At 69.1% G+C, this 24,502-nt stretch carries 20 protein-coding genes; 10 read left to right on the forward strand and 10 right to left on the reverse strand.

The genetic code is table 11. The features are described from left to right. Window positions 1-89: 89 nt before the first annotated feature. Window positions 90-743, reverse strand: coding sequence for a lipid droplet-associated protein (locus tag ABZW96_RS28025; RefSeq protein ID WP_355078614.1), 654 nt, complete (start codon window positions 741-743; stop codon window positions 90-92). A gap of 247 nt (window positions 744-990) precedes the next feature. Between ABZW96_RS28025 and ABZW96_RS28030 the strand changes: the two genes are divergently transcribed. Beyond that, window positions 991-2,001, forward strand: coding sequence for a 4-hydroxy-3-methylbut-2-enyl diphosphate reductase (locus ABZW96_RS28030; protein WP_355078615.1), 1,011 nt, complete (start codon window positions 991-993; stop codon window positions 1,999-2,001). A gap of 57 nt (window positions 2,002-2,058) precedes the next feature. Here the strand turns inward: ABZW96_RS28030 and ABZW96_RS28035 are convergent, their stop codons facing one another. After that, window positions 2,059-2,919, reverse strand: a complete 861-nt coding sequence (locus ABZW96_RS28035) for a DUF6542 domain-containing protein (protein WP_355078616.1) — start codon at window positions 2,917-2,919, stop codon at window positions 2,059-2,061. A gap of 58 nt (window positions 2,920-2,977) precedes the next feature. Next, window positions 2,978-4,123, reverse strand: coding sequence for a DNA recombination protein RmuC (locus tag ABZW96_RS28040; protein ID WP_355078617.1), 1,146 nt, complete (start codon window positions 4,121-4,123; stop codon window positions 2,978-2,980). A gap of 306 nt (window positions 4,124-4,429) precedes the next feature. Here ABZW96_RS28040 and ABZW96_RS28045 point away from each other — a divergent pair, with 306 nt between their 5' ends. Together ABZW96_RS28045 and ABZW96_RS28050 are read left to right on the forward strand one after the other, a co-directional pair. Then, window positions 4,430-5,605, forward strand: coding sequence for an exonuclease SbcCD subunit D (locus ABZW96_RS28045; protein ID WP_355078618.1), 1,176 nt, complete (start codon window positions 4,430-4,432; stop codon window positions 5,603-5,605). 34 nt (window positions 5,606-5,639) lie between these two features. Further along, window positions 5,640-8,840, forward strand: coding sequence for an SMC family ATPase (locus tag ABZW96_RS28050; RefSeq protein WP_355078619.1), 3,201 nt, complete (start codon window positions 5,640-5,642; stop codon window positions 8,838-8,840). Between the two features lie 532 nt (window positions 8,841-9,372). On the opposite strand, the gene ABZW96_RS28055 is transcribed toward ABZW96_RS28050, so the two are convergent. The 4 genes from ABZW96_RS28055 to ABZW96_RS28070 form a co-directional block, all read right to left on the reverse strand. Then, on the reverse strand, window positions 9,373-9,915 hold the full coding sequence (locus tag ABZW96_RS28055) for a methylated-DNA--[protein]-cysteine S-methyltransferase (protein ID WP_355078620.1): 543 nt from the start codon (window positions 9,913-9,915) through the stop codon (window positions 9,373-9,375). Next, window positions 9,912-11,543, reverse strand: coding sequence for an Ada metal-binding domain-containing protein (locus ABZW96_RS28060; RefSeq protein ID WP_355078621.1), 1,632 nt, complete (start codon window positions 11,541-11,543; stop codon window positions 9,912-9,914). Before ABZW96_RS28060 ends, ABZW96_RS28055 begins: the two co-directional genes overlap by 4 nt. Before the next feature lie 163 nt (window positions 11,544-11,706). Next, a complete protein-coding gene (locus ABZW96_RS28065) occupies window positions 11,707-11,877 on the reverse strand; it encodes a YbdD/YjiX family protein (RefSeq protein ID WP_355078664.1) in 171 nt (56 codons plus the stop codon). Window positions 11,878-11,963: 86 nt separating this feature from the next. Next, window positions 11,964-14,222: a carbon starvation CstA family protein gene (locus tag ABZW96_RS28070; protein WP_355078665.1), complete on the reverse strand. Its 2,259-nt coding sequence runs from the start codon at window positions 14,220-14,222 to the stop codon at window positions 11,964-11,966. Between the two features lie 203 nt (window positions 14,223-14,425). Here ABZW96_RS28070 and ABZW96_RS28075 point away from each other — a divergent pair, with 203 nt between their 5' ends. The 3 genes from ABZW96_RS28075 to ABZW96_RS28085 are packed head-to-tail and all read left to right on the forward strand — an operon-like array spanning window position 14,426 to window position 17,567. Further along, entirely contained in the window at window positions 14,426-15,736 is a 1,311-nt protein-coding gene (locus tag ABZW96_RS28075) for a sugar ABC transporter substrate-binding protein (RefSeq protein ID WP_355078622.1), read from the forward strand. 50 nt (window positions 15,737-15,786) lie between these two features. Then, window positions 15,787-16,662, forward strand: a complete 876-nt coding sequence (locus tag ABZW96_RS28080) for a sugar ABC transporter permease (protein ID WP_355078666.1) — start codon at window positions 15,787-15,789, stop codon at window positions 16,660-16,662. A gap of 59 nt (window positions 16,663-16,721) precedes the next feature. Next, a complete protein-coding gene (locus ABZW96_RS28085; protein ID WP_355078667.1) occupies window positions 16,722-17,567 on the forward strand; it encodes a carbohydrate ABC transporter permease in 846 nt (281 codons plus the stop codon). An 86-nt stretch (window positions 17,568-17,653) separates the two neighbouring features. Here the strand turns inward: ABZW96_RS28085 and ABZW96_RS28090 are convergent, their stop codons facing one another. Together ABZW96_RS28090 and ABZW96_RS28095 are read right to left on the reverse strand one after the other, a co-directional pair. Continuing rightward, window positions 17,654-18,070, reverse strand: coding sequence for a VOC family protein (locus tag ABZW96_RS28090; RefSeq protein ID WP_355078623.1), 417 nt, complete (start codon window positions 18,068-18,070; stop codon window positions 17,654-17,656). Window positions 18,071-18,080: 10 nt separating this feature from the next. Further along, entirely contained in the window at window positions 18,081-18,917 is an 837-nt protein-coding gene (locus tag ABZW96_RS28095) for a helix-turn-helix domain-containing protein (RefSeq protein ID WP_355078624.1), read from the reverse strand. Between the two features lie 410 nt (window positions 18,918-19,327). On the opposite strand from ABZW96_RS28095, the gene ABZW96_RS28100 reads away from it, so the two are divergent. From ABZW96_RS28100 to ABZW96_RS28115, 4 genes are all read left to right on the forward strand, one after another. Further along, window positions 19,328-20,251, forward strand: coding sequence for a zinc-binding dehydrogenase (locus ABZW96_RS28100; RefSeq protein ID WP_355078625.1), 924 nt, complete (start codon window positions 19,328-19,330; stop codon window positions 20,249-20,251). Window positions 20,252-20,357: 106 nt separating this feature from the next. Beyond that, the gene (gene ychF / locus ABZW96_RS28105; RefSeq protein WP_355078626.1) at window positions 20,358-21,437 is read left to right on the forward strand and encodes a redox-regulated ATPase YchF; all 1,080 of its coding nucleotides are present in this window, start codon (window positions 20,358-20,360) and stop codon (window positions 21,435-21,437) included. A gap of 268 nt (window positions 21,438-21,705) precedes the next feature. Continuing rightward, window positions 21,706-22,668: an RNA polymerase subunit sigma-70 gene (locus ABZW96_RS28110; protein ID WP_355078627.1), complete on the forward strand. Its 963-nt coding sequence runs from the start codon at window positions 21,706-21,708 to the stop codon at window positions 22,666-22,668. Between the two features lie 37 nt (window positions 22,669-22,705). After that, complete coding sequence (locus ABZW96_RS28115) at window positions 22,706-23,191, forward strand: SgcJ/EcaC family oxidoreductase (protein ID WP_355078628.1); 486 nt, start codon at window positions 22,706-22,708, stop codon at window positions 23,189-23,191. A gap of 296 nt (window positions 23,192-23,487) precedes the next feature. Here ABZW96_RS28115 and ABZW96_RS28120 read toward each other — a convergent pair whose 3' ends face one another. Continuing rightward, entirely contained in the window at window positions 23,488-24,483 is a 996-nt protein-coding gene (locus ABZW96_RS28120) for a YafY family protein (RefSeq protein ID WP_355078629.1), read from the reverse strand. Between the last annotated feature and the right edge of the window lie 19 nt (window positions 24,484-24,502).

A 24,502-nucleotide genomic window follows, 5' to 3' on the forward strand; every position in this document is an offset into this window, starting at 1 on the left:
CGGATGCTCGGCGGAGTTGGCCGGAGCGGCGGCGGGTTGGCCGGAGGTCTCCCGGCCAGCCGTCGGCGACGAGGGTGTCCGGGGTTCGGTCACTGGGCCTGCACAGTGGCGATCCGGTTCGTGAGCATGGTCACGAACGGCGCCCTGGCGCGGGTGTGCTGCTCGTACTCCAGCAGCGCGGTGAGGTCATCGATCGTCAGCAGGCGCAGGCGGGCGCGCAACTGGGCCAGGGTCATGTTGGCGTAGTCGTAGCGGGTGGCGACTTCCGGTTCGGCGATGACGGGCGCTTCCGCGACGGGTTCGGGATCGGTATCCGGGTCCGGCTCTTCGACCGGTGGCTCGCCGATCGGCGTCACGGAGGCGACATGGCCGTTGGTCGCGCCTGCGCGGCTGTCGTCCGTGGCGAAGGATTCGGGCGCGGGGAACGCGTCGGGATCATCGGCGGTGTAGAGGTCGAATCGGCTGCCGCGCAGCGTGCTGGGGCCCGGGTCGTCGGCGAGGTCCTCGTCGAAGGTGGCCCACTCCGGCTGCTCGACCGGGCGGTTGGACAAACGGTCGAAAACCGCGTCGCCCTTCAGGGCCAGACTGGTGACGAACTGCTGGACGTGCATCGTCGTCTGCAGCACCTGACTGATGGCCGTGATCGGGAAATTCATTGCCGCCGTGGGTAGCCGACGGGATTCCTCGAGGGCGTATACGGCCGCGCCTGCGGCGACCCGGGCCAGAAAGGGTGGTCGAAACATGGTCCTAGCCTGCCGGAAATGGTGTGTTATGCAAAGGAGGGGCGCGCGGTTCGGGTATTCGCGGGTCGGGGCCGGTGGGCGGGACCGCACTCATATCGCGGAAATGCGCGCGGGAACCCGGCGGGCCGTCCGAAACAATCGGCGCACCCGGTCGTAGACCCGGCTCACGATTCCGATGGTTGCGGCGGGAATGTGACGGGCAACTCCCGGACGTGGCGGGATCCCGGGCCGCACGTATCCTGTGGGCATGTCTTCGGCCATTCCCTTGAACGTCGGAATCGCTCGCTCGGCAGGTGCCGGAAGCGCCGTCGCCGACGGCGGAAAACGCGTGCTGCTCGCGGAGCCGCGCGGGTATTGCGCCGGCGTGGACCGGGCGGTCGAAACCGTCGAGAAGGCGCTGGAGAAGCACGGCGCGCCCATCTACGTGCGCAAGGAGATCGTGCACAACCGGCACGTCGTGGAGACGCTGCGCGACCGCGGTGTGATCTTCGTCGACGAGACCGACCAGGTCCCCGAGGGCGCGGTCGTCGTGTTCTCCGCGCACGGCGTGTCCCCCGCGGTGCACACGTCGGCCGCCGAGCGGAATCTGCACACCATCGATGCCACCTGCCCGCTGGTGACCAAGGTGCACCAGGAGGCGAAGCGGTTCGCCCGCGACGACTACGACATCCTGCTGATCGGTCACGAGGGCCACGAGGAGGTCGAGGGCACCGCGGGCGAGGCGCCCGAACACGTCCAGCTGGTCGACGGGCCCGGCGCGGTGGACCAGGTCAGCGTGCGCGACGAGTCGAAGGTGATCTGGCTCTCGCAGACCACGTTGAGCGTGGACGAGACGATGGAGACGGTGCAGCGGCTGCGCGAGCGCTTCCCCGCCCTGCAGGACCCGCCGAGCGACGACATCTGCTACGCCACGCAGAACCGCCAGGTCGCGGTGAAGGCGATGGCTCCGGAATGCGATCTGGTGATCGTGGTCGGCTCGCGCAACTCGTCGAACTCGGTGCGCTTGGTGGAGGTGGCGCTCGGTGCGGGCGCCAAGGCCGCGTATCTGGTGGACTTCGCCCGCGAGATCGACCCGGCCTGGCTCGACGGCGTCCGCACGATCGGCATCACCTCCGGCGCGTCGGTGCCCGAGATCCTGGTCCGCGGTGTGCTGGACAGCCTGGCCGAGCACGGCTACGGCGACGTCCAGCCGGTCACCACGGCCAACGAAACCCTCGTCTTCGCCCTTCCCCGCGAACTGCGCGACGCCCGGCGCTGACGCCGGGCCCGCACCGAGCGTGCGGTATCCAGCTCCGACCGCACCGAGCGACCTCGCCTACAGATTCTCTGGCCTGCGCCGTTCCGGGCGGTTCGAATCGCGTTCGCGATAGCGCACATTGGGCTGGGGGTGCGGCGGCATCTCTCGGCGGCGGCCCGCGCCGCGCGGTGGTTCGGCTTCGGCCCGCGGCATGGCCCCGGTCGGGCGGGCAGGGCCCCGGGCGGGAGCCCGCCCTTCGCGCGGACGGGAGGGGGCAACGCGCGGCGGCGTATCCGCGACCTGCGCCGCGGGTCGGCGGGCCGGTCGGGGAGCTGGCTGTTCGGCATCGGCCGACTCCGGCTCGGCGGGCTCGTCCTTCGGGCGGCGGGTTCTGCGGCGCGCGGCGTCCGGCAGGCCACGGGAGGACCGGCCGGGCTTGGTCTTCTTCGCTGGTGACTTGCCCCAGCTGCCGCCACGGCGTGGCGCTTTGTCGTCCCCCTCTTCCCGGCGGTGCAGGTAGATCCGGGCGCCACCGATCAGCAGGACCACCACCGTGGCCAGCATCATGGTCGGGAACCGGTTCACCAGCGGGATCGCCAGGTTCAGCAGGATGTCCTTCATCGAGGTCGAGCCACGACCGGTGAGCTGCTGATAGGCCAGCGGGACGGCGACGAAGAGCAGCAGTGGCGGCAGCACCATCGTGCTGAACAAGCCCCGGTAGCGAACGGCGGCGACGGCCGCCACACAGCCCACGATGTACAGCGCGGCGAACGTGCCGGTCAGCTCGGCACTGCCGCCGCTGGCATCGATCAGGAATCCCAGAAACGTGCAGGCAACCGCGATCAGGATCGCCGCGCCGACCGGGATCCCCGGCACCGACGGCAGGATCGAGCGTTGCGGCGCGGGCACCCGGGATCGCACACGTTCGGAAGCAGCCACGATATGCACATTAGTTGCCGCCGCTCTCGGCGGCGTGGCGGCACGGCCATAGTCCCGGTTACTCGCCCGCGTCGGCGAAGCTCACCGCGCGAGGCCGGGAATCCACACGCCCGATCTCGGGCACTTCCTGCTCGGCCATCTCGAGCTCGTGCAGTTTGCGCGCGGTAACCATCACTCGTGACTCCACCGAGGCCACCGTGTAATTGAAAGCCTCGACGGCTCTGCCGAGTTGCGCCCCCAGCCGGTCCAGATGTTTCCCTGTCATGCCGAGCCGCTGGTACAGCTCACGGCCGAGCCGCTGCACGGTGGCCATGTCCTTGGAGAGCGCCTCCTGCCGCCAGCCGAAGGCGATGGTGCGCAGCAACGCGATCAGGGTGGTCGGTGTAGCGAGGATCACATTGCGGCCGAACGCGTACTCCAACAGCTCGGAGTCGGTGGTCAGGGCGGCGTCCAGGAACGGATCGCCGGGCACGAACAGCACCACGAATTCGGGTGCGGGGTCGAAGGCGGCCCAGTACGCCTTGTCCGACAGCTGGTCGACATGCGCGCGCAGATGTTTGGCGTGCCTGGTGAGCAGCTCGGCGCGCACGTCGGGGTCGTCGGAGCCGCAGGCGTCCAGGTAGGCGGCGAACGGCACCTTGGCGTCCACCACGATGTGCCTGCCGCCCGCCAGGCGCACCACCAGATCGGGTCGCACCGTGCGGTCGTCCTCGCCGTGACCGGTGCGGCTCACCTGGGTCCGGAAATCGCAATGCCTGGTCATCCCGGCCAGCTCGACCACCCGCTCCAGTTGGATCTCGCCCCATCGTCCCCGTACTTGCGGCGCGCGCAGCGCCGCGACCAGCCGGCCGGTCTCCCCGGTGAGCTGATGCGACGTGCGCTGCATGCTCGCGACCTGTTCGCGCAGGCTCGAATACGCGGTGAGCCGCTGTCGCTCGACCTGCTGGATGTGCTCGTTCAGCGCTCCGACCGCCGCCCGCAGCGGTTCCACCAGCGCGCCCACGGCGTGCGAATGCCTTCGCGCGGCATCCTCGTTGGCCGCGGTGAGCGACTGCCGCAGCAGCCGTTCGTTGTCCGCCGCCGCGGTGAGCCGCGCCTGGGCCGCCGCCGCGCGATGCCCGTCCCGCGCGGCGCGACCCAGCCAGCCGAGGCCGAGACCGGCGGCGAACACCAGCACGAGGGCGACGAGCATCGGTGCGGTCATAGCGGAGATAGTGCCGTACGTCACCGACAGGAACGAGCATCTGGCAACTGCCCGGCATCGCGTCGGAAACCGGCTCGGCCAGTGCGTTGCCGCATATTTCACATAGCTGTTCGGATTCTGGCATCCGGAATCGCCGACGCCGTGGATTCGGGAGGTCAAGAGGTGCGTGAGGTTTCGGCTCGTCGCCGAACGGGATCCGCCGACTCGGACACGTCCGCTGGACACGCCGGGTTCCGGCTGGGCGAACCCGACACGGCGGGCGGGGCGATTGAAGTCTGTCGGTGCCTTGCCCTACGGTTTCGCGGCATGCGGATGCTGCACACCTCGGACTGGCACATCGGGCGCACGTTCCACGGGGTCGATCTGCTTGCCGACCAGGCTCGTTCACTGACCGCCATCGCGGAGCTGGTAGCCGAGGAATCGGTCGATGTGGTGGTGCTGCCGGGTGACGTGTACGACCGGTCGATTCCCAGCGCCGACGCGATCGCGGTGTGCAACCGGGGATTCGAGGCGATCCGCAGTGCGGGGGCGCGGATCGTAGCCACTTCGGGGAACCACGATTCGCCCGCTCGGCTGGGCGCCGGCGCGAGCTTCGCCGCCGCGGGCGGGCTGCATCTGCGCACCACCGTGGCCGACGCCGATCGGCCCGTGCTGCTGGAAGACGAGCACGGGCCGGTGGCGTTCTACGGCATCCCGTACTTGGAACCGGAGATCACCCGCGCGGAACTCGAAGTGCCGCAAGCGCGCTCGCACGCGGAGATCCTGGACGCGGCCATGGCTCGCGTACGTGCCGACATCGCGCGGCGGCCCGGGGTGCGGACGGTCGTGCTGGCGCACGCCTTCGTGGTCGGCGGGGAAGCCACCGGATCGGAGCGCTCCATCTCGGTCGGCGGCGTGGAGACGGTTCCGCTGGCCGCTTTCGACGGCATCGACTACGTGGCCCTCGGCCATTTGCATTCACCGCAGACGCTCGCGGAGGCGGTGCGCTACTCCGGCTCGCCGCTGCCGTATTCGTTCGGCGAGAACGCGCATCGCAAAGCGGTTTGGATCGTCGACTTGGATGCGTCCGGCCTGCGAGCGGTGCGCCGCCGGGACCTACCGACGGTGCGGGGCCTGAGCAAGCTGACCGGCACCCTGGACGAACTGCTGAGCGGCGCGGAGTACGGCACGGCCGAACAGCACTACGTGTCCGCGATGCTCACCGACGTTGCCCGCCCGGTCGACGCCATGCGCAAGCTGCGCGAACGGTTCCCCTACGCGGTGCACGTCGAATGGGTGCGGCCCGAGGGCAGCCCGGACCTGCGCTACCGTGAGCGAGTGCACGGCCGCCGCGACATCGAAGTAGCCCACAGCTTCCTCACCGACGTCCGCGGCGCACCCAGCTCGAGCGAGATGACCTGGCTGGAGCGGGCGCTGTCCGCCGCCGTCGCCGAACCGGAGCAGGTGGCCACCGTGGCCGCCGCCGAGGAACTGACCGCATGAGCGCCCTGTCCAGGCCGGGCGTAGGCGCGGCGGCATGAGGCTGCACAAGCTGGAGATGACCGCCTTCGGCCCGTTCGCCGCCACCACGGTCGTCGACTTCGACGCGCTCGGCGCCGACGGGCTGTTCCTGCTGCACGGCCAGACCGGAGCGGGCAAGACCACGGTGCTGGACGCCATCGCGTTCGCGCTCTACGGCCGGGTGCCCGGTGCGCGCGGGGAGAGCAAGCGCCTGCATTCCGATCACGCACCGGAGCAGACACCACCGGAGGTGGTGCTGGAGGCGACGTTGGGCGGGCGGCGACTACGTCTGACCAGAAGCCCCGAGTTCCAGCGTCCCAAGCGGGACGGCACGGGCATGCGCACGATCAATCCGAAGGCGACGCTGGCCTGGCTGGACGGCCGAGGCGAGAACCTCTCCCGGATACCGGATATCGGCGAGGAGGTGCTGCGCCTGCTCGGCATGAGCGCCGACCAGTTCTTCCAGGTGGTGCTGCTGCCCCAGGGCGACTTCGCCCGCTTCCTACGCGCGGACAACGAAGATCGCGAGAAGCTGCTCGAAAAACTGTTCGACACGAAGCGTTTCGGCACCGCCGAGCAGTGGCTCGCCGACAAGCGCCGCGCCGCCGAAGCGGATCTGGATGCTCGTACCGACGGCATCAAGCGGCTGATCACGCAGGTGGGCATGGCCGCGGGGGTAGCGGATTCGGTCGGTACGGGCGAATGCGTCGGGTGGTCGCAGGATCTTTTGTCCACCGCGCGCGTCGACCTGGCCACGGCCGCGGCAGAAGTCGAACGCTGCCAGGCGGAATCGGCGCGCGTCCGGGAGCAGGCCGAACAGCAGCGTCGGCTGCGCGAATTGCGTCGCCGCATGAGCTCGGCACGCGCGCAACTGGACGACTACGTGGCGGGCGCGGATCGGCGCGCCGCACTGCAAGCCGAACTCGACCTCGCTCGCCGGGCCGCGCCGGTCGTCGCCGCCATCGACGAAGCGCGTACGGCGGTGCAAACCCAGCGCAGGCGCGAGGGCGAAAAGCGCACGGCGGCAGAGCGGCTCGCAGCCCGCCTGCTGGAACCGGAGAGCGCCGAACTCGGCGGCGCCGAACTGGTCGACGGCGACCGGGTACGCGATGACGCCGACATCGACGCGGCGGTCCAGCGCTGGAGCGCGCAGATCGGTGCGCTGGACGAAGTGCGCACCGACGCCGCCACCGCCACCCGGCTCGGTGGTGAACTCGACGCCCTGCGCACCGAGGACGCGACGCTGGCCCGGCGCGTCACCGAACTCGCCGCACGGCGCGAGGAGCTGCCCGCCGTGCTCACCGCGGCCGAGGCCAGGCTGCGCGAGGCCGCCGAAGCGGTCGCCGCCCTGCCTGGCATCACCGCGGAGACCGAACGGTTGCAGGCGGCCGCCACGGCCGCGGTCGAGCTGGCCGCCCGGCGCACCGCGCTCGATCACGCCCGCATCGAGTTCGACGCCGCCCGCGCCGCGCACCTCGACGCCAAAGAACTCGTGCTGGATCTGCGTGAGCGCAGGCTGAGCGGAATGGCCGCCGAACTGGCCGGCGAGCTGGTCGACGGAAGCCCCTGCGCGGTCTGCGGTTCCGCGCAGCATCCCGCACCCGCCCAGCCGACCGACACCGCGGTGTCCAAGGACGAGGAGGAAGCCGCGGTGGTGGCCGAGCGTGCCGCGGAGGACGTCCGCGATCGCGCGCTGGCTCGCATCACCGGCCTGGAACGCGAGATCGAAGCGCTGGTCGCTCGCGGCGGCGATACCGACCGCGTCGAACTCGCCGCGGCCCTGCGCGCCGTGACCGACCGCTACGAGGACACTTCGGAACTGGCCGCCAACGCCGACGGGCTGGAAGCCGAACTCACGCGCCTGCGCGGCGACGAGGCGCGCCTGCACGACGAGCTGCGCGCATCCGAGGCGCGCCGCAGCGCGGTCGCCGCCACCGTCGCCTCCGCCGAAAGGCGCCTCGGCGAGCTCACCGACCGGCTGCGGAGCGCGGCGGGCGCCGACCTGACCATCGACCGCCGCCGTGCCCGGCTCGCCGCTCTCGTCGCCGAGGCGACCGCCCTGCGCGAAACCCGCGCCGAAGCGGTGGCGGCGCGTGAGCAGGTGTCCCGGATCGCCGATCGGGTGGAAAATCTCGCCGGCGTCGCGGGTTTCGTGCCGGAAGGCGAGTATGGCGGTTCGTCGTCGGCTCCGGGCTCCGCGTCGGTCACTACTGAAGGCTCGGCTCTGTCCGGCGGTCCGGCTCAGCTCCCGGAATCCGCCGAGATGGCCGCTTCGGACTCCGTCGGCGCCGAGGAACCGGCGCTTGTCGGCACTCGAACTCGCGACACGTTGGGAGACGATGTCGCGCGCTTGACCGCCTACGCGAAAGTCGTCAACGCCGCATCGCGTGACTCTCGGCGGCAGGCCGAGATCGAAGCGGAACTCGTGGCCGCCGACCGTGCCCGTGCCGCGGCGGAAGCGGTTCTGGCGGAACCGGAGATCCGAGCGGCGTCGGAGCAGGAGCCCGGCGATCCCGCCGAACTGGACGCGCTGGTGACGGCCGCGCAGACCGCGCTCAACGCCGCTGTGGCCGCCCATGCCGAGGCGAGCAGGCGAGCGAGTCAGCTCGAGGAGCTCGGCGGCCAACTCTGGGCCGCTGTGGATCGGATCGCCCCGGCACAACGAGCGTTCGAGGAACTCGACGGTCTCGCCGACCTGGTCGCCGGGCGCGGTGCGAACAACCGCCGCATGTCCCTGCACTCCTACGTCCTGGCCGCACGCTTGGAGGAAGTCGCGCAGGCGGGCTCGCTGCGGCTACGCAGAATGTCCGGCGGCCGTTACGAATTCGTCCACTCGGACAAGGCAGGACCGCGTGGTCGCCGAGGCGGCCTCGGCCTGGACATCCGTGACGACTACACCGGAGCCATCCGCCCGGCCAAGACGCTGTCCGGTGGCGAAACCTTCATGGCCTCGCTCTCGCTGGCGCTCGGCCTGGCCGACACCGTCGCCGCCGAATCCGGTGGCCTCGTGCTGGACACTCTGTTCATCGATGAGGGATTCGGCGGCCTGGACGCCGACACCCTGGACGCCGTGATGGGCGTGCTGGACGAACTCCGCGCGGGCGGCCGCGTGGTCGGCGTGGTCAGCCACGTGGACGAGATGCGCCAGCGTATCCCCAGCCGCCTGCACGTCGTACGCGGCCGCGACGGCTCCCACCTCCAGGCGACGATCGCCTGAGCGCGGACTCCGGCTGCTCGGCGGTTCCGGCTGCTCGGCGGTTGAGCCCTGCGGGCGGTGGGTGCACCCGGCCGTGGCGACACGCTGCCGAACGGTTTACCGGCCGCTGGGTGCCGGACGTGAACATATCGGCTGCACTGCCGAGCGGCCTGTCCGGACGCAGCGCATCACGTCCTCACCCGCGAGAGCCGGCCCGTAGGCAGCGGAGCGTGGGCGTGTTCGCCTCGCAACCGCCCAAACGACGTGCACGCTTCCGGCTGGAAATCAGCCGCGCGAATGGGCCACGGCGACCGTAGGCGTCCGCGCGACCTACCCGGATGAGCGGCACCGTGCAGGCCGCGCGGGGGCACGCTGAGCTGCCCGGGCGCACCCTTGACTGAGCGTCGAGGACTGACGGTCGGCGATCAGCACGTTACGGCCTCGCCGAACGACAGGCTGTTGCCGTCTCGGGCCAGCACGCCGACGTGACGTACGCCGTTGCTGTAGGTCCTCCTGCTCGTGGCCGATGCCCTGCGCGGCGAGTCGCGAGACCTCAGCCCTCGTGGTCGAGCAGCCACCGTTTCACCGGCAATCCCCAGCGGAAGCCGCCGAGTGCGCCGCCGATGCGGAGGATCCGATGACAGGGCACGAAGAGGGCGGCGGCGTTGCGGGCGCAGGCGTTGGCCGCGGCGCGCGTGGCGTCGGGGCGGCCGGCGCGGGCGGCGAATTCGGTGTAGGTGAGTGGGCTCCCCGCCGGGACGGCGCGGAGCACTTCCCAGGCGTGCACGAGGAATTCCCCGGACTGCTGGCGAACGGGAATCGGGTCGATCGCGGTGAGATCGCCTTCGTGATAGGCGGTGACGGCACCGGTCACCTCGCCCAGCGAATCCCGCTGCCGCAGTCGGCCGGGCCGCAAGGCGGGATGGATCAGGCCGCGCAGGTTTTCCGCGTCGGAGGTCCAACCGGAGGCCAGCACCGCGCCGTCGGGGTCGACGAGCGTGGTGAACGGGCCGAGCGGTGTCTCCGTGACGGCGAAATCCGCTGTGACGGTGCGGGCGCTACCGACGTCGGTGCGGACGGCGAAGCTGGCGTTCATGATTCGACACTGCCTTTCGTAGTGGCGAGCGCGGGGACGACGGAAGGTGTGGCGCGGCTGGTCAGTGCCGTTTTCCACAGGTGCATGGACAAGTACGATCGCCACGGCACCCAGCGTGCGGTGTCCGTCAGATCGATGCCGAGCAGGCTCGCGCCGCGGCGGACGACCAAGTCGGTGCCGAGCAGGACGTCCGGATCGGCGAGCAGGCGCATGGTCACGTAATCGGCCGTCCACGGCCCGACACCGTCCAGCGCGAGCAGGTCGCGGCGCAGGTCGGCGGCGGTGCGCCCTTGGTGCAGCGCCAGCTCCCCGGAGGCGAGCGCCTCGGCGGCCGCGGTGATGGATCGGATGCGCCGCGCCGGTCCGGTCAAAATATCGGCGCCGCGTTCGGCGATCACCTCCGGCGTCGGGAACAGCAGCGGGATCGGCCCGTCCACCCGTTCCCCGAGTGCCTCGACCAGTCGGGCGGTGTGCGTGGCGGCGGCGGCCACCGAGATCTGCTGCCCGATCATGGTGCGCAGCAATAGTTCTGCGCCGTCGACGCACCCGGGCACACGGATACCGGGGGTGAACGACGGGCGACCGACGTCGACCGGGTCGATCTCGGTCAGCGCTTCGCTCTCCGGCGGTGACCCCGCCCCCGCGTCCGGCAGATATTCGGCGGCCTGCTCAGGCGGCCGTTTCGGGGAGCCGCCGTGCGCCGTGGGCCCGACACCGAGTGCTTCGTCGATGCCGACCGGGTCGGCGTCCAGGTCGAGCAGGTGCCGCAGCCTGGTCACCGTCGGCGCGAGATCGCGCATGTCGTGCAGGGACAAATCCGCGCGCACATGGTCGCGCTGGAAGCTCAGCCGCGCGGTGGCGTGCCCGTGTGGCGTGCGCAGGTTCCTGGTGTAGGCGCGGTCCTCCCACAATTCCATGCCCGGCACCACGTGCGCGGACAGGAACCATTCCAGCCAGGCCCGGTCGAGCGGTTCCCGGTAGGGCAGCCGCAGCGTGAGCGAGCCGCTGCCGGACGGCGCGGGACGCGCGGGGGCTCCGGTTCTCGCGCGCTGCGCTTCGAGCCGCATGGTGGTGGGGCTGACCGCGAACACCTCGCGCACCGTGTCGTTGAACTGGCGGATCGAGGCGAAACCCGCCGCGAACGCGATGTCGGACATGGGCATCGCGGTGGTCTGGATCAGCAGCCGCGCCGTGTGCGCCCGGTGCGCCCTGGCCAGCGCCAGCGGCCCCGCGCCCAGTTCGGTGGTCAGTACCCGGGTGAGCTGCCGCTGGGAATAGCCGAGCGTGGCGGCCAGCCCCGGTACCCCGGCCCGCTCGACCACGCCGTCTCCGATCAGCCGCATCGCCCGCGCGGCCAGATCCGCCCTGGTGTTCCACAGCGGCGAGCCGGGCGCCGCGTCCGGCAGGCAGCGGCGGCAGGCGCGGTAACCCGCCTGCTGCGCCGCGGCGGCGGTCGGCAGGAACGACACGTTGGCCCGCTTCGGCGTGATCGCCGGACACGAAGGACGGCAATAGATTCCGGTGGTTCGCACCGCGGTGAAGAATTGCCCGTCGAATCGCGAGTCTCGGGTCGACACCGCCCGGTAGCAACGTTCGAAATCCAATGCCGTGATCGTCACGCACACCACAATGGCAGCTGCGGCGAACCCGTGCTAGCGGGAATCGGCCACCATCGCTGGGGGTAGCCGCGACCTCGCACGACGACCTTGAGATCGCACAGCCGTTGCCGGGTCAACAGTTGTGGCAACTACCGAATCGGCATGTGGTGACGCGCGCCGAAAATCTTTTCGGTCAGCAGCACCGGTTGGCCGGATTGCGATCGGCCTCGGCATGCCGCTGCCGCCAGTACTCCCGCTCGGTCGGGATGGCGCAGCCGGGATGGCTGCGCCGCAGGTGCTCCACGTAACGCTGGTAGTCCTGCCCACCCAGGATCGAGTCGAACCACCAGACGCCCGCTCGGATGCCGTCGCCGCAGGCGCGGGCCGCGGCGCGCAGCCGGGCGCCGACCGGTCGCGCGGACCGATCGGCGCCCTGCTTCGCGGAGTCGCTCATTGCGCGTGTACGTGTGCCGCGCCGGAGGCGCGCGCCTTCCCGGTCGCGATCAACTCGTCCCACTCCTTCTGGACTTCCTTCTCCGCCGCGGTGGCGAGGAATCCGCTGGGCGCGAAGATCTTCGACGGCTGTTCGGGCGTCTCGGTGGTCGTCGTCTCCCCGGAGCGCCAGGCGCGGAAGGCCACCAGCGCGCCCACCACCGCCACGATCAGTACCAGCACAGCGAAGATGATCGACAAAGTGCCCTGGATGAAGGTGTTGCGCACGATCGCGTTCATGTCGTCCTGGGTCTTCGCCGTCAGGCACAGCTTCCCGGCGTCCTGCGCCGCTCGGCAGATGCTGTGCTGCTTCCAGTAACCGAGCTTCGGATCGGCGGAGAAGATCTTCTGCCACGACGCCGTCATCGTCACCAAGAGGTCCCAGACCAGTGGAATCGCCGGAATCCAGGCCCATTTCGTGAGGCCCTTCTTCACCACGATCACCAGCACGACGGTCAACGCGATGGCGGCCAGCAACTGATTGGCGATGCCGAACAGCGGGAACAGCGTGTTGATGCCGCCGAGCGGATCGGTCACACCCATCAGCAGGATCGAGCCCCACGCGCCGACCACGACGGCCGAGCACAGCCACGCGCCCACTCGCCAGGACGGATCACGGAACTTCTTCGCCGCGCCGCCGAAGTTGCCCAGCGCGTCCGACAGCATGAACCGGGCCACCCGGGTGCCCGCGTCGATCGTGGTGAGGATGAACAGCGCCTCGAACATGATCGCGAAGTGGTACCAGAACGACTTCATGCTCGCGCCGCCCAGGAATTGGTGGAACACCTCGGAGATGCCGACCGCCAGCGTCGGCGCGCCGCCCGTGCGGGAGATGATCGATGATTCGCCGACATCGCTCGCGGCCTGGCTCAGCTCCGCCGGAGTGATCGCCGGACCGCTGAGCCCGAGGCTATTGGTGTAGGCCGCGGCCTTCTCCGCGGTGCCACCGGTGAGACCGAGCGGCGCGTTCATCGCGAAGTACAAGTGCTGGTCGATGATCGAGGCGGTGATGATCGCCATGACCGCGACGAACGACTCCATCAGCATGCCGCCGTAGCCGATCATCCGCGCGTGCGATTCCTTCTCCAGCAGTTTCGGCGTGGTGCCGGAGGAAACGAGCGCGTGGAAGCCGCTCAGCGCGCCGCAGGCGATGGTGATGAACAGGAACGGGAACAGCGAACCCGCGAACGCCGGTCCGGTACCGCTGGACGCGAACGACGAGACGGCGGGCGCGTGCAGCACCGGCAACGTGACCAGGATGCCGACCGCGAGCAGCACGATGGTGCCCACCTTCATGAACGTCGACAGGTAGTCGCGCGGGGCGAGCAGCAGCCACACCGGGAGCACCGAGGCGACGAAACCGTAGGCGATCAGCAGCCAGGAGATGGTCACCGGCGAGAGCGTGAACCAGTCCGCGCCCCACTCGGTTTCCGACACCCAACCGCCGCCGACGATGGCCAGCAGCAACATGGCGAACCCGATCACGGAGACCTCGCCGACCTTGCCCGGCCGGAGGAACCGCAGGTACACACCCATGAACAGTGCGATCGGAATGGTCATGCCGATCGAGAACACGCCCCACGGGCTGTGCGCGAGCGCGTTGACCACCACCAGCGCGAGCACCGCCAGCAGGATCATCATGATCACCAGGACGCCCACGATGGCCGACCAGCCGCCGATCACGCCCAGCTCGTCGCGCGCCATCTGCCCCAGGCTGCGCCCGCGCCGCTTCATCGAGACCCACAGCACCAGGTAGTCCTGCACCGCGCCGGCCAGCACCACGCCGACCACGATCCAGATGGTCCCCGGCAGGTAGCCCATCTGCGCGGCCAGCACCGGACCGACCAGCGGCCCCGCGCCCGCGATGGCGGCGAAGTGGTGCCCGTAGAGCACCCGCCGGTCCATCGGCATGTAGTCCTTGCCGTTCTCCAGGATTTCGGCGGGTGTGGCCAGGTCGTCGCGTGGTTTGACGATCTTGCGTTCGATGAACCTGGCGTAGAACCGGTACGCGATGATGTAAGTGCACACCGCCGCGATCACGATCCACACCGCGTTCACCGATTCGCCGCGTGAGATGGCGAGCACCGCCCACGCTATGGCGCCGAGTGCGGCGATCCCCGCGAAGATCAATTTCTTGGCCGGTGTGATCGGGGACTTGTCGACCACGCCGACGGGCGGCAGATCGGGATCGGTCCGCAGATATTCGATTGTCGCCATCTGCCTACTCTCCTGTAAAACGCGCAGGATCTTGCTCAAACACGTGACAACGTAACCGATCGATGATCGCCGTCGTGCCGATTCCGGACGTCGGACGCGCACCGTGAAATATTGTTTATGTGTCGGCCGTCACCATGTGATTGCCGAACGTATGCTGCCATGCCGTTCGAGAAGCTCCACATCCGCCCTGGAGGAGGGCTGTGTTGCGTGCGAATCCCGTCGCCAGGGTCCGTCGCCGGACGCTGCTCGGGTCGGCGCTGGCCGCGCCACTACTGGCGAGCGGCGGCTGCGGCTCCGACGACGACGCGTTGACCTTCTTCTTCCAGGCCAGGCCGGAAGAGGCCAGGGTCCGGCTGACGATCATCGACGAGTTCCGGAAGCTGCATCCCGACATCAGGATTCGCACCATCATGTCGGGTCCGGACCCGCTCCAGCAGATGCTCACCTACTGCGCGGGCGGGAAATGCCCGGACGTGCTGATGGCGTGGGAGCTGACCTACGCGGGGCTGGCCGAGCGCGGGGTACTGCTGGATCTGAACACCCTGCTCGACCGCGATCCGCGGTACGCCGCCCAGCTGCGCGCCGACAGCTATCCGGCGCTGTACGACACCTTCACCTACGCGGGCGGGCAGTACGCCCTGCCCGAACAGTGGTCCGGCGTCTTCCTGTACTACAACCGGGAGCTGTTCGACGGAACCGGGATCACTCCGCCCGCGCGCTGGCGCGACGCCTGGTCTTTCGACGAGTTCCTGGCCGCTGCCGAGGCGTTGACCAGGCATGACTCGTCTCGCACCCGGTGGGGGTTCGCCGACGCCTGGGTGCCGTACTTCTCGGCGGCCTGCTTCGGCATGAACAACGGCGCCGAATGGTTCTCGCCCTCGGTGCGTCCGACCAGGACCAACCTCGGCGATCCGCGGTTCGCCGAAGGATTCCAGTTCTACGCCGACCTCGCCGTACGCCACCGCGTGGCGCCGAAAGCCGCCGACACGCTTTCCGTCTCGGCCCCAGACCTGTTCCGGCGGGGCCGGGCCGCGATGGCGCTGGGCGGGCATTGGCTGTATTCCGAATTCGCCGGACACGACGATCTCCCGATCGACATCACCGTGCTGCCGGTGGGCCCGCACGGCGGTCCCGGCGCGCTCACCGACGTCGGCAGCACGGGCCTGGCCATCGCCGCGGGCAGCCCGCGTGTCGAACAGGCCTGGGAATTCGTCAAATTCGCTACCGGACCGGTGGGTCAGGAGATCATCGCCGCGTCCGGGCTGTTCGTCCCCGTGCTCCAGTCGGCGATGAACTCACCGGAGTTCGCCGCCGCGCACCGGGAGATCCGCAATCTCGAGGTGTTCACCGCCGGTCCGGCCAATTCCCGCCCGCTGCCGATCACCTCCGCTTGGGGGAAGGTGTCCGCCCTGCTCGAACGCGGCTCCAACCGAGTGCTGCGCGGCGCCGCCACCGCCGCCTCGTTGGACGGCCGTTTCGCCTCCGACGTCGACGCGCTGCTGGAGACGCCATGATGGCAGGGCGGCGATCGCAAACATCGGGCAAAGCGGGGGTCGCGTCCCGATTGGCGCGGCGGCGCGAGCGGGCCGGTTGGGCATTCGTCGCGCCCAACGTGGCGGCCGTCGCGGTTTTCTTGTTGTTCCCGTTGGGTTTTTCGCTCTATCTGAGTTTTCATTCGTGGGACCTGTTCAGCCTCATGCGATTTGTCGGTGTGGACAACTATCGGCGGCTGTTCGCCTCGGACCCGTTGTTTCTCATCGCATTACGCAACACGGCCGTTTTCACGCTGCTGACCTTGGTGCCCACGGTGCTGATCGGACTCGCCGTCGCCGCCGCGCTGAATCGAAAATTGGCCGGCATAGGCCTATTTCGCACCATCGCTTTTCTGCCGTTGGTCGCCTCGGCGGTCGCCATGGCCGTGGTGTGGCGGTTCCTGTTCACCGACGACGGGCTGCTCAACGTCGCGCTCGGCTGGATCGGCATCGACGCGGTGCCCTGGCTGACCGACCCCGATTGGGCGCTGGTCTCGCTCTGCATCGTCACCGTGTGGAAGAGCGTGCCGTTCGCGACGGTCATCCTGCTCGCCGCCATGCAAGGCGTACCGGAGACGCTCTACGAGGCCGCCGAGATCGACGGAGCCGGGGCGCTGCGGCGATTCTTCGCGATCACCGTGCCGCTGATCCGGGGGCCGCTGTCCTTCGTCTTCATCATCACGATCATCAATTCCGTGCAGGCGTTCGACCAGGCATACGTGCTGACCGGCGGCAACGGGGGGCCGGAGACGGGTACGTACCTGCTGGGGATCATGCTGTTCCAGAACGCGTTCGGCTTCTACGAGGTCGGGTACGCCTCCGCGCTCGCCTGGGTGATCTTCGCGATCCTGTTCCTGTTGACACTGGTGCAACTGCGGATGGCCCGGCGGTCGGAGGTGGAACAGTGAACACCTACGAGGCGGTGCGGCGCGCGCTGCCGGTTCGACGCGACCGCGCGTTCGTCGCGATCGGCCGCGTCGACCGGGCTATCGTGCGGCGAGTGGTGCGCGGAACCGCGATATACGCGGTGCTGGTCGGCATCGGGTGGTGCGCGCTGCTGCCGATCCTGTGGGCGGTGTCGGGCTCGCTGAAACGGGACGGCGAGATCGCCGATGCGGCGTTCCTTCCGCAGCGGCCGCAGTGGTCGAACTACGGGAAGGTCTTCGATCTGCTGCCCATGGGGCGGATGCTGCTCAACACCACCATCTACGCGTTGTGCGTCACGGCGGGGCAGGTCTTCTTCTGCTCGTTGGCCGGTTATGCCTTCGCGCGTCTGCGTTTCCGTGGGCGCGACATGCTGTTCCTGGCCTACCTCGCGACGCTGATGGTGCCGTTGACCGTGACGGTGATTCCGCAGTTCCTGCTGATGCGGGCGTTCGGCTGGGTGGACACCCCGTGGGCGATGATCGTGCCCGGCCTGTTCGGCAGTGCGTTCGGCACGTATCTGATGCGGCAGTTCTTCCGCACGCTGCCCGAGGAACTCGAGGAGGCCGCCATCCTCGACGGCTGTTCCACCTGGCAGGTGTACTGGCGGGTGCTGCTGCCGCACACCCGTCCGGCCCTGATGGTGCTCGCCGTGCTCACCTGGATCACCGTGTGGAACGACTTCCTCTGGCCGCTGGTCATGATCCAGCGCGACGACGTCGCCACCGCGACACTGGGACTGGTCCGGCTGCAAGGCCAGTACTACACCCAGTGGCCCATCCTCATGGCCGCCGCGGTCGTCATCTTGCTCCCACTGCTGCTCATCTACGCGATAGCCCAGCGCGCGTTCATCCGCGGCATCGCGATGTCGGGCTTCGGCGGGCGCTGAGCGGGTGTGCTCGGTTCGCCTGATTCGCGCGCCTTTCCGGTTGCCGGTGCTCTTCGGTGACGCCCCGCGCTTCGTCCTCAGGCCGATCAAGCGCCCCAGTAGGTGCCGAAGCTCCAGAGATTGCCTTCCGGGTCGCGGACCGTGAAGCCGCGTGAGCCGTAGTCCTCGTCGCGCAGGCCACGGACCACTTCGGCGCCCGCGGCGGTGGCGCGGGCGAACAGCGCGTCGGGCTCCTCGCAGACGAGATAGACCGAGTTGGTGCCGGTCGGGCGGGTGCTGAACGGGCTGTCGTCCTTACCTGCCGAGCCGAACATGACACCGCCGCCCAGCGGCCAGCGCAGTTCCGCGTGCTCGACGATCGATGGGTCGTCCTCGCGGGCGTAGAGCGCGGCCTCCCGGAAGCCGAACGCCTCGATCAGGAAGGCGGCCATCGCGCGGGCATCGCGGAAAACGAGCGTGGGCCAGACGGCGGTGCGGGTGCTGACTTCTGTCGGATTCGTCATGCCTTCATCGTCATCCGGCGGACTCGTCCGGGGCTTGGACGGATGGAATCTCCTCGGCCAGCCACGCGGTCGGGCTGGTTCCGGCGAGGTCGGCGAAGTCCCGATCCAGATGAGCCTGGTCGTAATACCCACACGTGGCGGCCACCTGGGCGATGGTGACGTAGGAGGGCGTGTGCGCCAGCATCCGGCGCGCCTGTTCGAAGCGCGTGATCCGGGCCGCGAGTTTCGGGCTCAGGCCGAACTCGCGCTTGAACCGGCGCGTCAGATGCTGTCTGGTCCACCCGACCTCCGCGGCGAGCGAGCCGACCGCGATTCCGCCGCCGGAACCGACCACCGCACGCCACGCCCAGGTGAGTTCGGGACCGACCGCACGGACCGGATCGGCCAGCGCCGAGAGCACCCGATCGCAGACACCGAAACGCTCCGGCCAGCTCGGCGCGTACTGCAATCGCTCCCACAGCTCCGATCCGACAGGTCCGACGACGTCGGCGAATTCCACCGACGTGTCCCACAGCGCCGCTGCGGGCATGCCGAACAAGGTGCGGCAACCCAGCGGCGTGAGTGACACGGCCACACCTTCCTGACGACCGTCGTGCGCGATCAGCGCCGTGCTCGCTTGCAGGCCGCTCAGCACACACCGATAGTTCTGGGGCGACTGCCGTGGATCCGTCTGCTCGACGACGTCGATCGTGGGCCCGATCGCGACGATGAAAGTCATGTGCCGCGACGGCAACCCACGATGCATCCCCGCCGCGAACCCGGACATGCGATAACCGACGTACCGGTCGATGAACGCGGCGAGCGTGGGTGCCGGACGCGCCGTCACCACCTCGGAGGTCGGCTCCATGCGGTCACGCTACGCCGGGGGACCGACAGGAGTGCCTCGAGAGTTGAGGCGCGCGGACGATCGTCCAGTCCAGCGCCGAATCACGGACGACGTGCTCCGCCGCGGACGTGCCGGCCAGGCTGTGCCGCAACAGCGGGCACGGGATCAGCGGCTTCACCACGAAGCGGGGAACCGATCGTCGCCGGGTGCGGCGACTCGGGCGCTGTTGCTGACGATGACCATCCGCGCGAGGTCCGCCATAGCCATCGCCTCGATGATGGACCGCACGGCATCGGCGCGGACCCAGCGCTCCGGCTGCTCTCCGCCGGTCTCGACCAGCGGTGAGATGTACCACTACAGCGTGTAGTGGACTGTGATCACCACCCGCGATCCGGTTACCGTTGCGCCTCCTGACGATTTCTGGAGGTGTGATGCGGCGGGTGCAGTACGAGCGCAGCGGTGGTCCCGAGGTGCTCGAGCTCGTCTCGGTCGAAGTCCCGACACCAGGGCCGGGTGAGCTTCTGGTCCGTGTCGAGGCGGTCGGGGTGACCCTGCCGGTGGTGCGGAAGGTGCGTGAGCAGCGCGAACCGATCGCGTTGGGCGGCGAGATCGCGGGCGAGGTGGTCGCGGTGGGCGAGGGCGTCGACCGATACGGGCCCGGCTACCGCGTGACCGGTCTCGTGTTCGGACACGGCTACGCCGACTACGCCCTGCTCTCGGCTGCCATGGCGTCGCCGATTCCGGACGGTGCGTCGGCGGTGGACGCGGTCGCGCTGGTGCGCAGCGGCCTGGTGGCGCTCGGCGCGCTGAGCGCCGCATCGCCCCGGGAAGGGGAGTCCGCCCTGATCACCGCCGCCGCGAGCGGCGTCGGTCACCTCGCGGTCCAGTTGGCGCGGGTCCGTGGCGCGGCGCGGGTGGTCGGCGCGGTGTCGGATCTCGCGAAGTCGGAGTTCGTGCGGGAACTCGGAGCCGACGACGTGGTCGAGTACGGCCAGGAGTCCTGGGGCGCTCCCGCCGACTACGTGCTGGACGCCGTCGGCGGCGATCTGCTCTCACCCGCGATCGCGGCGCTGGCTCCCGGTGGCCGGTTGGTCGCCTACAGTTCCGGTGGCGGCACCATTCAGGCCTACGACCTGCTCGTCGGCGCGAAATCCGTGATCGGCTTCCAGATGGCCCGCATCGCGAAAACCCAGCCTGACGTCTACGAACACTGGCGCCAAGAACTCTGGCAATACTTCGCCTCCGGCCAACTACGCCCCGCCGTCCACGCCGAATATCCCCTCGACCAAGCCGCCGCGGCCCACGCCGCCATCGAAGCCCACGCCAACCTCGGCAAAGTCGTCCTCATCCCCTGAAACGGGCCGCGAGTGGCACATGGCTGCGGCGAAGTCCGAGAGACCCCTCCGCCATGTGCCACTCGCGGGAGAGCGGGGTCGGCGCGCCGCGTAGACTCTGTTCCTCGTGAGTCTCACCCTCGGAATTGTCGGTCTGCCCAACGTCGGCAAGTCGACGCTGTTCAATGCGTTGACCAAGAACGACGTGCTCGCCGCGAACTACCCGTTCGCGACCATCGAGCCGAACGTCGGCGTGGTGCCCCTGCCCGATCCGAGGCTGAACAAGCTGGCCGAGATCTTCTCCTCCGAGCGGATCGTGCCCGCCACCGTGTCGTTCGTCGACATCGCCGGCATCGTGAAGGGCGCGTCCGAGGGGGCGGGCCTGGGAAACAAATTCCTCGCCAACATCCGCGAGGCCGACGCCATCTGCCAGGTGGTACGGGTGTTCGCCGATGACGACGTGGTGCACGTCGACGGCCGCGTCGACCCGGGCGCCGACATCGAGGTGATCGAGACCGAACTCATCCTGGCCGACCTGCAGACCCTGGAGAAGGCGGTCGTGCGGTTGGAGAAGGAAGCGAAGGTCAAGAAGGACCGCAAGCCGGTCGCCGACGCCGCGAAGGCCGCGCAGGAGATCCTCAACAACGGCACCACCCTGTTCGCCGCGGCCGACAAGGTGGACACCGAGCTGCTGAAAGAGCTCTCGCTGCTCACCACGAAGCCCTTCCTCTACGTCTTCAACGCCGACGAGTCGGTGCTCACCGACGAGGCGAAGGTCGCCGAGCTGAAAGCTTCCGTCGCCCCGGCCGATTCGGTCTTCCTCGACGCCAAGGTGGAAGCCGAACTCCTCGAACTCGACGAGGAATCCGCCACCGAACTCCTCGAATCCATCGGCCAGACCGAACCCGGCCTGCACGCCTTGGCCCGCGCCGGCTTCCACACCCTCGGCCTGCAGACCTACCTCACCGCGGGCCCGAAAGAAGCCCGCGCCTGGACCATCCACCAGGGCGACACCGCCCCGAAGGCCGCCGGCGTCATCCACACCGACTTCGAACGCGGCTTCATCAAGGCCGAAGTCGTCGCCTACGCCGACCTCGTCGATGCAGGCTCCATGGCCGCCGCCAAAGCAGCGGGCAAGGTCCGCATGGAAGGCAAGGACTACGTCATGACCGACGGCGACGTGGTCGAGTTCCGCTTCAACGTCTGAGGCGCTGCGAAGAAATAGGGTAGCGCGCACATCGTTGCTAGTAGAGACTCTGCTGGGCCCCCGTCCGGTATCTCGGGTGGGGGCCCAGCCGGACGGCCGGGCTGCGCGCCGGGCGGTTCGGTCAGCGCGGTATGCGGCTGAAGCGGATGGCCGAGAGGTCGGCCATGGCCGGGCTGTTGACGACCCGCGTGGTGGTCGACCCTTCCGCAGCGGATGACCACCGCAGTCGCCGATCCGGTGCTTGTGACGGTCGTGGAGATGAGGCGTGATGACGAGGGAAGAAGGCTTCGATCGTCGGATCGAACCGTTCCGGACGGAGCTGCTGGCGTACTGCTACCGGATGCTGGGCTCGGCGCACGACGCTGAGGACCTGGTCCAAGACACGTATCTGCGGGCGTGGCGGGCGCGGGAGCAGTACGACGAAACGCGCAGCTCACTGCGCACCTGGCTCTACCGGATCGCGACCAACGTCTGCCTGACCGCGCTGCAGACTCGCGGCGGCCGACCGCTGCCATCGGGACTGGTGGCCGCGGCGGATCCGCTCGGGCCGTTCGTGCGGGGAGAGCACGCCGCCTGGCTGCAGCCCTTACCGGATTCGTTGCTGGACAACGCCGATCCGTCCGCGACCGTGATCGATCACAGCAGCCTGCGCTTGGCATTCGCTTCCGCCCTGCAGCACCTGTCGGCGCGTCAGCGCGGTGCGCTGATCCTGCGTGAGGTGCTCAGCTTCTCCGCGGCCGAGACGGCGGAAATTCTCGGCACCACCGTCGTATCGGTGAACAGCTCCCTGCAGCGGGCGCGCACCCGCCTGAAAGAGATCGGGGTCGGGTTGGAACGGGTCCGCGAACCGTCCACGACCGAGCAGCGCGCCTGGGTCGAGCGCTACATGACGGCGTTCGCGCGCGCCGACATCGAGGGCCTCAAGCGTCTGCTCACCGAGGACGTGATTATGGAGATGCCGCCGATGCTCAACTGGTTCTCCGGCCGCGGCAACTACGGCCTGTTCATGGAATGGGTCTTCGAGGCGGCCGGGAAGGACTGGGTTCTCCAGCAGGTCGCCGCCAACGGGGGCCAACCCGGATTCGCCGCCTATCAGCGCGTCGGTGGCCGGTACGAACTGCACACGCTCCAGATCTTCACAGTCACCCCCGAGGGCATCAGCCGGAATTCGGTGTTCCAGGATCCCGAGATCTTCGCGGCATTCGGCCTGGCGGCCCGACTCGACGCTTAGACCCGAAAGTTTCCTTCCAGCGGCGCGATGAGTTCGGATGCCGCCGCCGGTATGTATTCCCGAGGTCGCCGGAACACTGCAGGCGATCCGACCACCAAGGGAGACTCCGATGTCGAACCATCGCGCCGCAGACGAGGCCGCGATCCAGGCCGTGCTGGCTGATTCCTACAAGGCGTGGGAGGCGGGCGACGCCGACGCCATGGTCGCCAACTACTCCGCGGACGCGACCGCCATCATGACGGGCTCGCTCCGCGACGGCCGTGAGGTGATCCGCCAGAACATGGCACTGGCCTTCGCGGGGCCGCTCGCGGGCAGCTCAACCTACAACAAACAGCTCAGCGTCCGCTTCATCGGCGAGGATGCCGCGATCGTCATCAGCGAATCCGCCATCCTGTTCGCCGGCGAGACCGAAGTTCCCACCGACGAGCGCAAGGTGAACGCGACGTGGGTCCTCGAGAAGCGCAACCATCAGTGGCTGATCGCCGCCTATCACAACAGCCCGGTACTGGCGCCTTCCCAGTGAGCCGCGGCGTGAACCAGCCACCGCACTGACTGGACGGCCCTCATCCGCCGATGTGGATGAGGGCCGCCCGTCGCAGGGTGTATCGCGCCCTCGCGCTGGCGCTGCGAAGAAGTAGGGTAGCGCGCGTATCGCTGCTGGTAGCGACTCTGTTGAGCCCCCATCTGGTATCTGGTGGGGCTCCGTCGTTCCGCCAGCACTGCCCGCCAGCCGGTTTCGATCAGCGCGCTATGCGGCTACTCGAGACTGGTGGTACGGCTTGATCCCGGCCAGGATCGAGTCTCGGTGCCCGGTGGGGGCTACCTATGGGTTTCGTATCGGCCGTCGGCGGCCGCGGTGAGTCGGTAGGCCAGGGCGCGTACGGCGTCTTTGAGGGTGTCGGGGTGTTCGATGACGAACGGGCGATTCAGGCCGGCGAGGACTGGGGGAATCCAGTCGAGTTGTTCGGCCCGGATTCGGACCCGGACCCACGGGCGAGTGTCGGCCGGCGGTGAGTCGATCTCGTGCATGGTCGCGATCGTCGCGGGGAGCAGCGGGCGGACCTGGCTGAGCGTGCCCTGCACTCGGATCGATACCTCGTGCCGGTAGGGCGCCGTGGCAAGTGCGGACAGCAGGTGAGCTGCCGGCTCGAATCCGGTGGGCGGAGTGAACGTTCCGGGCAGTGTGGTCACCGCGGTGATACGGTCCACCCGGAACTGGCGTAGTTCGTCACTGTTGCTGTCCTGCCCTGTCAGGTACCACCGGCCGGAGTGGTCTACGAGCCCGTAGGGGTGCACGGTCCGCTCGCTGGGCCGCCCGTTTCGGTCGGTGTAGTCGATCGCGACCGGTCGGTGCTCGCGGGTGGCCTCGGCGAGGCGGAGCAGGACGGCGGTCTCGACAGCGACTTCCGGGCGAGCGTCGGCGGTGAACTCGACGGTGTTGATCAATGCGTCCAGCCGGGCCGTCAGGCGGGCGGGCAGGACGCGGCGGAGTTTGGCCGTCGCGCTGTCGGCTGCGCGGGCGGAAGCTGTCGATCGGTCGGCGCCGCGGTTGGTGAGGAGTCCGAGTAACACCGCCACCGCCTCGTCGTCGGTCAGCATCAGCGGCGGCATTCGGTACCCGGGGGCGAGCTGGTAGCCCCCGTAGCGGCCCCGAGCCGATCGGACGGGGATATCCAGGTCGGTGAGATGGGTGACGTATCGCCTGACGGTGCGTTCATCGACGCCCAGCCGTCCGGCCAGTTCACCGACGGTATGGGTACCGCCGGCCTGCAACAGCTCGAGCAGGGCCAGCACGCGGGCGGTGGGGCGCGTCATCGGGAAACTCTCGCATCTA

Origin of the sequence: Nocardia sp. NPDC004168, assembly GCF_040610355.1 — a bacterium.
GTDB lineage: Bacteria > Actinomycetota > Actinomycetes > Mycobacteriales > Mycobacteriaceae > Nocardia > Nocardia sichangensis.

Excerpts from the sequence above, each read along its gene's own strand:
- ABZW96_RS28025 (WP_355078614.1), bottom strand. The coding sequence starts at position 743 with ATGTTTCGACCACCCTTTCTGGCCCGGGTCGCCGCAGGCGCGGCCGTA.
- ABZW96_RS28040 (WP_355078617.1), bottom strand. The coding sequence starts at position 4,123 with ATGACCGCACCGATGCTCGTCGCCCTCGTGCTGGTGTTCGCCGCCGGT.
- ABZW96_RS28120 (WP_355078629.1), bottom strand. The coding sequence starts at position 24,483 with ATGACGCGCCCCACCGCCCGCGTGCTGGCCCTGCTCGAGCTGTTGCAG.
- ABZW96_RS28095 (WP_355078624.1), bottom strand. The coding sequence starts at position 18,917 with ATGGAGCCGACCTCCGAGGTGGTGACGGCGCGTCCGGCACCCACGCTC.
- ABZW96_RS28030 (WP_355078615.1), top strand. The coding sequence starts at position 991 with ATGTCTTCGGCCATTCCCTTGAACGTCGGAATCGCTCGCTCGGCAGGT.
- ABZW96_RS28050 (WP_355078619.1), top strand. The coding sequence starts at position 5,640 with ATGAGGCTGCACAAGCTGGAGATGACCGCCTTCGGCCCGTTCGCCGCC.
- ABZW96_RS28045 (WP_355078618.1), top strand. The coding sequence starts at position 4,430 with ATGCGGATGCTGCACACCTCGGACTGGCACATCGGGCGCACGTTCCAC.
- ABZW96_RS28055 (WP_355078620.1), bottom strand. The coding sequence starts at position 9,915 with ATGAACGCCAGCTTCGCCGTCCGCACCGACGTCGGTAGCGCCCGCACC.
- ABZW96_RS28110 (WP_355078627.1), top strand. The coding sequence starts at position 21,706 with ATGACGAGGGAAGAAGGCTTCGATCGTCGGATCGAACCGTTCCGGACG.
- ABZW96_RS28115 (WP_355078628.1), top strand. The coding sequence starts at position 22,706 with ATGCCGCCGCCGGTATGTATTCCCGAGGTCGCCGGAACACTGCAGGCG.
- ABZW96_RS28070 (WP_355078665.1), bottom strand. The coding sequence starts at position 14,222 with ATGGCGACAATCGAATATCTGCGGACCGATCCCGATCTGCCGCCCGTC.
- ABZW96_RS28100 (WP_355078625.1), top strand. The coding sequence starts at position 19,328 with ATGCGGCGGGTGCAGTACGAGCGCAGCGGTGGTCCCGAGGTGCTCGAG.
- ABZW96_RS28090 (WP_355078623.1), bottom strand. The coding sequence starts at position 18,070 with ATGACGAATCCGACAGAAGTCAGCACCCGCACCGCCGTCTGGCCCACG.